This window comes from Pantoea ananatis PA13 (assembly GCF_000233595.1).
GTDB lineage: Bacteria > Pseudomonadota > Gammaproteobacteria > Enterobacterales > Enterobacteriaceae > Pantoea > Pantoea ananatis.
In genome coordinates, this window is record NC_017553.1 from 272744 (window position 1) to 280753 (window position 8010).

Here is an 8010-nt window from a genome sequence, read left to right on the forward strand (position 1 = left end):
TTAAATACAGACTTCCTGGGCTATTGCGGCGCTCTGGCTGAGGGAAGCCAGTGAGATAACACGATGCGCGCTTTTCTCCAGTAAGGCGAGATCGTGGCTGACCAGCAAAATGGCGCAGCGTTGCTGTGTTGCCAGTTCGCTAATCAACGCCAGCGTCTGCTGCTGAACGACAGGATCCAGGCGCGACGTCGGCTCATCCGCGAATAAAAACACAGGGTCCAGTAACATCACCCTGAGCAGTGAAAAGCGCTGAAGCTCGCCGCCTGACAAACCTGAAGCCGGACGGTTCAGCAACGCGTGCGCTAATCCCAGTTGTGCCATCAGTTCATCACGTCGTTTCACCGTGGCGTGGTTCAGCCGCAGAACATCATCGATAACTCTGGCCATCGCGATGTCAGGTGGAAATATGGCTGAGGGATCCTGATAAAGTTTTTGGTAACGTAACCTACTGGCAGCCCCTGGACGCACGACCTTGCCCGAATCGGGCGTTATCAAACCGCATAGCGTATCCCCCAGGCTACTTTTACCGCAGCCGCTTTCGCCATAAAGCCCCACGATTTCACCGGCCCGGAAGATTAGCGAGGCATTGTGAAACAGTTGCTTCCCTGACCGTTTCAGAGAAAGGCCCTCTGTCTGTAACACGATGGTTTCATCACAGGGTACTCGCGAGCCTGGCGCCCAGGCCTCAGGATCGGCCGCCAACAGCAGTTGGGTGTAAGGCGCTTGTGGACGGTATAACACCTGCCCGGCGCTGCCCTGCTCAACGACTTTGCCTTTATGCATCACCATGACCTCACCACCTAACTGCCGGGCCAGTGCAATGTCGTGCGTGATCGTCAGCAAGGTTTCACCCTGAGCCACCGCCGTATTTAACAGGTTACCCATTTCATCCCGCCGCGCGACGTCCAGCCCTTTAGTCGGCTCGTCTGCAATCAGCAGCGTCGCGCCCCCCGCGCGAGCAGCCGCGAAGCAAACCCGCTGGGCCATTCCCCCTGAAAGCTGCCAGGGAAAACGCGCAGAGGCATGCGCAAGCCCCAGTTGGTCGAGTGCCTGTGCCGCGGCCTGTTGTGCATCCCTCCTGGCTAAGCCCCGCACGTACCGGTAACCTTCCATGACCTGAGCGCTGACACGCATTGTTGGATCGAGCGCCAGCCCGGGTTCCTGGGGCAAAGACGCGATGCGATGCCCCCACTGAGCGCGAAGACGGGCCAGATCGGTTTGGAGATCATAACGTTGTCCGTCAATCTCAACCGTGCCTGTGGCACGGAGTCCTTCTGGTAACGCCCCCATGATGGCCTGGGCGAACAGACTTTTTCCCGATCCGGTTTCGCCCACCAGCGTCATGGGTTTGCCCGGCTGAATGACCATGCTCACGGGCTCGACGATGCAGTCTTCGGCGTAAACGGCGACCTGTTTAATTACTATGCCCGTCATATCCGATCCTTATTCACTAATAAATTCATGCCAGTCAGTAACAAAAAAAGCACCAGCACGGGCTGGAGTAGAAGCCAGGGCGCTTCCCAGGCATAGGGAAAAAGTTCTGTCATCATCAGCCCCAGTTCTGGTGTCGGTGGGCGAACCCCCACGCTGATGAATCCCAATGCGGACACCGCCATAACGGCACTGCTAAACGCATAGACCGTTAACGTCAGCAACAAGGGCGCCATGGCTGGCCATAAGTGTCTGCGAAACAGATAGCGTATCGAGAAACCGAGCAGTGAAGAGGACTGGACGGCGGGAGACGTAACAACGGGTCGCAGGGTGGCTCGCGTCACGCGGAAAAACTCGACCCACAGCACCAGTGAAATCCCCAGCCACAACATTTCTGGCGAGTCAGGTGAGATAGCCGCTAACAACAGCACCAGCAGCAGACCGGGAAGCGCAAGGCACATATCCGCTAATACGTTGCACACCTTGTCCACCCAACCGCCGCGCCAGGCACTCATGATCCCCGCCAGCGTGCCCATTATCAGTGCCGTGATAACGCATATCGCTGCCAGGCCCAGTGATAACCTGAGTGCCGCACTTAACCGGGCCAGCATTGAGCGGCCAAGATGGTCATAGCCCAACCAGGCCTGCCCAGAGGGAAGCTGTAACATCTGCAACAGGTCCTGCTGCACAGGATCCCCAGCCCCGAATAGCGGCACCAGCCAGGCAAACGCGAGCAACGCCAGAATAATTGCCAGACCTGTTTTTTGACGAAAGGTCATATGCGTTTCCCCCTTGGATCCAACACATAGCACAAACCATCGACCAGCATGTTCAGGGTGACAAACGTCAGCCCCAGTACCATTGCGCTGGCCTGTATCACGGGCACGTCCCGGGCAAAAATCGCATGGACCAGCGCATGGCCAATGCCTGGCCAGGCAAACAGCGTTTCCACCACCACCACGCCTTCCACCAGCCAGACGAACTGCATGCCGAGCCAGGTCACGACCGAAACGCTGAGATTACGCAGGGCGTGACGCCAGAAAAGACGCGGTTGAGAGAGACCCTTTTGTGCCCCCCAGCGATACCAGCTGGCCGTTACAGCCTGGAATGTCGCCTCACGTACGACCCGAGCGCCCACGGCACTTAGCGGCAGCGCCAGCGTCACTGACGGCAGGATGAAATGTCGCCAGTTCCCCTGCCCGGCACTGGGCAGCCAGTCCAGACGCAGCGCAAACAAAACGATAAGCAGCAGGCCAAGAGCAAAATGCGGAACCGATTTGAGAATGGCGGCAGCGCCGTTAACGGCCCGGTCCAGGAAACGGCCGGGATGACAGCCTGCCCAAATCCCGAGTGGAATAATCAGCAGCAGGGTCAGTAACAGAGAAAAGCCGGCAAGGGCGAACGTTTGTTTCAATTGCCAGACCAGTTCGCCACTGACAGGCTCACCCGATACCAGTGAACGGCCAAAGTTGAAGCGCAGCAGATCCCACATCCACTGCCCCAGCGCACTTCCCTGGGCGGTCATATCCGCCAGTTGCTGTTTTACCTGGGCTACCGCTGCCAGATCGACTCTATCATAACCATAACGTCCCGATGCGATACGCCAGGCCATATCACCCGGTAATGCCTGTACCAGAACAAACGTTAAGATCCCGACCGCGAGAATGACGAAGGCGGCCTGGCAAAGGCGCCAGCTGAGTTGTTTAAGCATCATTTCACCCATTGCATATCACGCAGGCCAAAATGGCGTTCAAACGGATCCAGCGTGACCGAGGTGAGGCTGGCATTAACTGCCGCTGACTGCTGATACCAGGCGATGGGAATAACCGGCAAATCGCGCTGGAAAGCCGTAGTAATGACCTCTCTGGCCTTTTGTCGCACCGCAGGATCATGACTCTGCGATAGCGTACCGAGCGCCTCGTTAAAGGCCTTGTCGTGCCAGTTCATTGCTCCCCAGTCACCGCCTTGAGGGCCATAATCCTGAAGCAGCGTACCGGTGGGATCGGGCGTTAAGGCAAAATTACGGGCGAACAGCGCCATCTGCAGGCTCCCGTCGTGATGACGAGCGGGGATTTCACTGGAGTTAGTTGAATTAATGACGACATCGATTCCAATCTGACGCAGCTGCTGTTGGATCACCATCGCGATGAGCGGCAGTTCAGGACGGTCCGGATAGGTCAGCAGCGTGAGCGTAAAACGCTGTCCATTACGGATCAGTATCCCATCCTGACCGGCTTTCCAGCCTGACTGCGTAAGCAATGCTGTTGCACGCTGTGGTGAGTAATCCAGCGTGGGCAATGCCGGATTGTGCCACTCGGCCATCGAAGGCGGGAACATCTGTGTCGCCGCCCCCGGATAGCGCAAAACCGCATTAGCAAGCGCACTCCGGTTAATCGCCAGGCTTAACGCCTCGCGCGTGGTGTGGTCGCTGAGAAAGGGATGTGCCAGATTCAGTTTGAGCATCACCGTTCGTGGAACGGAAACGGTGAGCAGCTGCAGAGATTTTTTATGTGACAGGCGCTGCCGACTGGCGGCATCAAGGTTAAAAACATAATCGGCGTCTCCGCTTTCAGCCAGCAGTGCGCGTGTTTCAGCGCGTCCTGCAGATAAAAATTCAGCGCCAGCGATGGCCGGTTTTTTCCCCCAGTAACCCTCAAATCTCTTTACGCTCAGAGCCTGAGGCGGCTGGAAACTTACCAGCTGAAACGGACCGCTGCCAATGATCCGCGTGACAGCGTTCGTGTTATCCCATGATGCCAGCGCCAGAATTTGTGAACGACTTTCTGCCAGCACCGCCAGTAGCGGTGTAAAAGGTTCACTGAGTGTAATGGTGACCTGTCGATCTTCACCAACAATCGACGTTATCGGTGCCTTATCCAGCAAGCCCGGCTTACCGCGGGCGATGTTAAGTGATTTCACCACGCTTTCAGCAGTAACAGGGGAACCGTCGTGAAAATGGGCGCCTGGACGCAGTGTAAAGCGCCATTGCAGACCATCCGGAGAAGCCTGCCAGCTCTCTGCAAGCGCTGGAACAGGGGCTCCTTTAGCATCCGTCTCCACCAGCGTTTCCACCACATCCATGCGGAGTAAAATATCACCCGAAAGAGCGGGATCGGCACCCTTAATTTCAAATGGGGCGGCAATACGGACCGGTTTTGTTTCGGCAGCACCGGCACTCAAGGAGGCAAATAACAGGCACGCAAGCGTGCTGTGAAGGAGGTGCTTAAGTTGTTTCATAATATGTCTTTTAACCACATAATGTTACCCAGAAATATTATGTTATAACATATCAAACCAAAGCAAAACCCATCTGAACATGTCGAGACGAAAACGGGATAGTCACTCAGCAGTTTCACGATCCTGTGTTTTGCTATTCCTGACAAACAGTGTTGAAAATCACCGCCATTTTGTTATGTTATAACATATTAAATGACACTGATTTTAAGGATCTCTCATGGCGCTTCATTCCTTACCGGACTCACCCGATCCCCGCTTGCCTGTTTCTGTACTGTCAGGATTTCTCGGCGCAGGTAAAACGACACTGCTAAATCACATTCTTAATAATCGCGAGGGTCGACGCATTGCAGTGATTGTTAACGATATGTCTGAAGTCAACATTGATGCGGCGTTGGTGCGTAATGGCGGAGCTGAACTCTCTCGTACCGATGAAAAGCTGGTGGAAATGAGCAATGGCTGCATATGCTGCACCCTTCGTGAAGACCTGTTACTGGAGGTCAAACGGCTGGCGCAGGAAGGCCGCTTTGATCATCTTGTCATAGAATCGACCGGCATCTCTGAGCCGCTTCCGGTTGCAGAAACCTTCACCTTCGCCGATGGGGACGGGGAGAGTTTATCCACTATTGCGCGGTTAGATACCATGGTCACCGTCGTAGATGGGTATAACTTCCTTCAGGATTACCGTTCGGTCGACTCGCTTCAGGCACGAGGAGAATCTCTTGGGGCAGAAGATGAGCGATCTGTCGTCGATCTTCTGGTCGATCAAATCGAATTCTGTGATGTGCTGGTGGTTAATAAGACTGACCTCATCACGGAGGATGAGCAACGGACGCTTAAAGCGATGTTACATTCGCTGAATCCACGAGCGCGTATCATCACCAGCCACTTTGGTAACGTTCCCCTTGATCAGGTACTGGATACCGGTCTGTTTGACTTTGATCAGGCTGCACAGGCACCGGGTTGGCTGAAAGAGCTGCGCGGCGAGCATCAGCCTGAAACAGAAGAGTATGGTATTCGCAGTTTTGTTTACCGTGCCAGGCGCCCTTTTCATCCAGAACGTTTCTGGCATGCTGTTAACCACCAGCTTGATGGCGTCATTCGCTCGAAAGGCTATTTCTGGCTGGCCAGCCGTCCGGAATATGCGGCGATGTGGTCACAGGCCGGTGCGGTCGCACAGCATGGTTATGCCGGGAGCTGGTGGGCCAGCATTCCGCGGGACAAATGGCCCAGAGACAGCGAGTCTCTGAATTTTATTGCTGAGAACTGGCTGGATGGGATTGGCGATGCCCGACAGGAACTGGTTTTTATCGGCATTGAAATGGATGAAGATCAGGTGCGCAGCGCGCTTGACGCTGCGCTGTTAACGCCGCTGGAAATGGCTCAGGGCCCCGAATACTGGGTAACGCTTCCGGATCCCATGCCGGGCTGGTTTGGTGATGCTGATTCCTGATCGTTATATCCTGAGTGCATCCTCTGACTCGCAATAGAAAACCCGTTTGTCTGTTCTGCATGAAGGCTGAAAGTGATAAGAAACAGGCGCATTGTCATGCGCCTGTTTTATTGTTGTTGTCGCCAGAAGCCAGAACGTGGATTACCGACGGTTTTTCCAAATCGTCTGCACATTACAGAACTCATGCACACCAAAATGTGACAGTTCGCGGCCATAGCCACTCTTTTTCACACCACCAATGGTGACGCGCGGATCTGAAGCGCCATTGCCATTAATAAACACAGCGCCCACTTCCAGCTCTTCGCTCATCCGGGCAGCCATATGCTCATCGCCTGTCCAGACGGTCGCGCTCAGCCCAAACTCGCTGTTATTAGCGATTTCCAGAGCGTGCTCCGCATCCCGGGCCACGGCAATCGCCGCTACCGGACCAAACAGCTCTTGCCGGAAGGCGGTCATTTCGCTGGTGACGTCTGAAAGGATGGTGGGGGCGTAATAGTTGCCCTGCCCTGCTATTTTCTCACCGCCTAACACCAACCGGGCACCCTCACGCAGGCTGGCTTGTACCTGCTGATCCAGCTCATCACGCAGATCGGCGCGGGCCATTGGTCCGATATAGGTGTCCTCATTCAAAGGATCGCCGATTTTAAGCGCTTTGACAGCCTCTACAAAACGGGCCTCAAATGCCTCTGCGATGGATGCCTCAATGATGAACCGTTTAGCCGCCATACAGACCTGTCCGGTATTCTGATAACGGCCTGTCACCGCAGATTTCACCGCTTCATCGAGGTCTGCATCAGCCAGCACGATGAAAGGATCTGATCCGCCCAGTTCCAGCACGGTCTTTTTCAACGCTGCGCCCGCCTGTGCTGCGATCGCTGCACCAGCCCGAACACTGCCTGTTACTGCGACTGCAGCAATACGATCATCTTTGATAGCGGTTGAGACACCTTCGTTATCAACGTTAATCAGATTAAAACCGCCCTTTGGCAGGTCGGTTGCATCAAATAACTCAGCCATCAGCGTTGCGCTTCCCATGACGTTGGGCGCGTGTTTAAGCAGATAGGTGTTACCCGCCAGCAGCATGCCTACGGCGCCGCGCAGAACCTGCCAGACGGGGAAATTCCACGGCATGACGGCCAGTATTACGCCTATTGGGCGAAAGGACTGCCACGCATCAGGTACCTGTGATGGCTGGTCTTCCAGCATCGCAGGTCCAAATTCTGCATACCAGTCACACAGATTGGCGCATTTCAGGATCTCCGCTCTCGCCTGCGCCACGGGTTTACCCATCTCTAAGGTAATCATGCGTGTCAGTTCAGGCTCGCGTTCACGAAGCTGATGACCGAGCTGGCGAAGCACCGTTACGCGTGATGCCATGCTGCTTTTTCGCCATTTTTTAAACGCAGCCGCGCTGGTGCTTAATGCCTGTTCCAGTTCAGATGCGTTCTGCATGGGATAGCTGGCGAGAATGTCGCCCGTGGTTGGATTACGTGACACGGCAAAGTCAGTCATGGTTTCGATCCTTTTCAATAAGTGATGTTGTCACCATACGCCGGGATAATGCTGATGAAAAATGAATAATGCTGAGCAAGTTGTTTATAAAAAATGAAGTGCTAGCTTTATCACGCCAGGTTTCGCTCAGGCGAATACGACGAGCAGCACGTAACTATTTTGGCAGAACGGATCCGGACAGACGGCTGAATAATGTGAATGCCATATGTGTTTCAGGCAAGTTATCCACTTATACAGTGAATAGTTCCTATATAACGATCATAAAGAGATCCCTTATAGATCCAAAGAGATCCCCGATCGTCGCAGGCCGCACCACACAAGGGCTGAGAGGGTGTTTGCATTCACTGTAATCAGTAAAGTATTCACTGTAATCAGTACTT

Annotated in this window: 6 protein-coding genes; 1 reads left to right on the forward strand and 5 read right to left on the reverse strand. The window is 54.5% G+C overall.

What is annotated here, in order from left to right:
* From PAGR_RS22765 to PAGR_RS22780, 4 genes are read right to left on the reverse strand one after another with little or no spacing between them, the layout of a single operon-like run.
* A complete protein-coding gene (locus PAGR_RS22765; protein ID WP_014604695.1) occupies positions 1-1434 on the reverse strand; it encodes an ABC transporter ATP-binding protein in 1434 nt (477 codons plus the stop codon).
* Positions 1431-2210: an ABC transporter permease gene (locus tag PAGR_RS22770; RefSeq protein ID WP_014604696.1), complete on the reverse strand. Its 780-nt coding sequence runs from the start codon at positions 2208-2210 to the stop codon at positions 1431-1433. Before PAGR_RS22770 ends, PAGR_RS22765 begins: the two co-directional genes overlap by 4 nt.
* The gene (locus PAGR_RS22775; protein ID WP_029569636.1) at positions 2207-3142 is read right to left on the reverse strand and encodes an ABC transporter permease; all 936 of its coding nucleotides are present in this window, start codon (positions 3140-3142) and stop codon (positions 2207-2209) included. The genes PAGR_RS22770 and PAGR_RS22775 overlap by 4 nt, the downstream gene beginning before the upstream one ends.
* A complete protein-coding gene (locus PAGR_RS22780) occupies positions 3142-4668 on the reverse strand; it encodes an ABC transporter substrate-binding protein (RefSeq protein WP_014604698.1) in 1527 nt (508 codons plus the stop codon). Before PAGR_RS22780 ends, PAGR_RS22775 begins: the two co-directional genes overlap by 1 nt.
* 217 nt (positions 4669-4885) lie before the next feature.
* Between PAGR_RS22780 and zigA the strand changes: the two genes are divergently transcribed.
* The gene (gene zigA / locus PAGR_RS22785; protein ID WP_014604699.1) at positions 4886-6118 is read left to right on the forward strand and encodes a zinc metallochaperone GTPase ZigA; all 1233 of its coding nucleotides are present in this window, start codon (positions 4886-4888) and stop codon (positions 6116-6118) included.
* Between the two features lie 141 nt (positions 6119-6259).
* Here the strand turns inward: zigA and PAGR_RS22790 are convergent, their stop codons facing one another.
* A complete protein-coding gene (locus PAGR_RS22790; protein WP_014604700.1) occupies positions 6260-7630 on the reverse strand; it encodes an aldehyde dehydrogenase family protein in 1371 nt (456 codons plus the stop codon).
* Between the last annotated feature and the right edge of the window lie 380 nt (positions 7631-8010).

Excerpts from the sequence above, each read along its gene's own strand:
- PAGR_RS22765 (WP_014604695.1), bottom strand. The coding sequence starts at position 1,434 with ATGACGGGCATAGTAATTAAACAGGTCGCCGTTTACGCCGAAGACTGC.
- PAGR_RS22770 (WP_014604696.1), bottom strand. The coding sequence starts at position 2,210 with ATGACCTTTCGTCAAAAAACAGGTCTGGCAATTATTCTGGCGTTGCTC.
- PAGR_RS22775 (WP_029569636.1), bottom strand. The coding sequence starts at position 3,142 with ATGCTTAAACAACTCAGCTGGCGCCTTTGCCAGGCCGCCTTCGTCATT.
- PAGR_RS22780 (WP_014604698.1), bottom strand. The coding sequence starts at position 4,668 with ATGAAACAACTTAAGCACCTCCTTCACAGCACGCTTGCGTGCCTGTTA.
- zigA (WP_014604699.1), top strand. The coding sequence starts at position 4,886 with ATGGCGCTTCATTCCTTACCGGACTCACCCGATCCCCGCTTGCCTGTT.
- PAGR_RS22790 (WP_014604700.1), bottom strand. The coding sequence starts at position 7,630 with ATGACTGACTTTGCCGTGTCACGTAATCCAACCACGGGCGACATTCTC.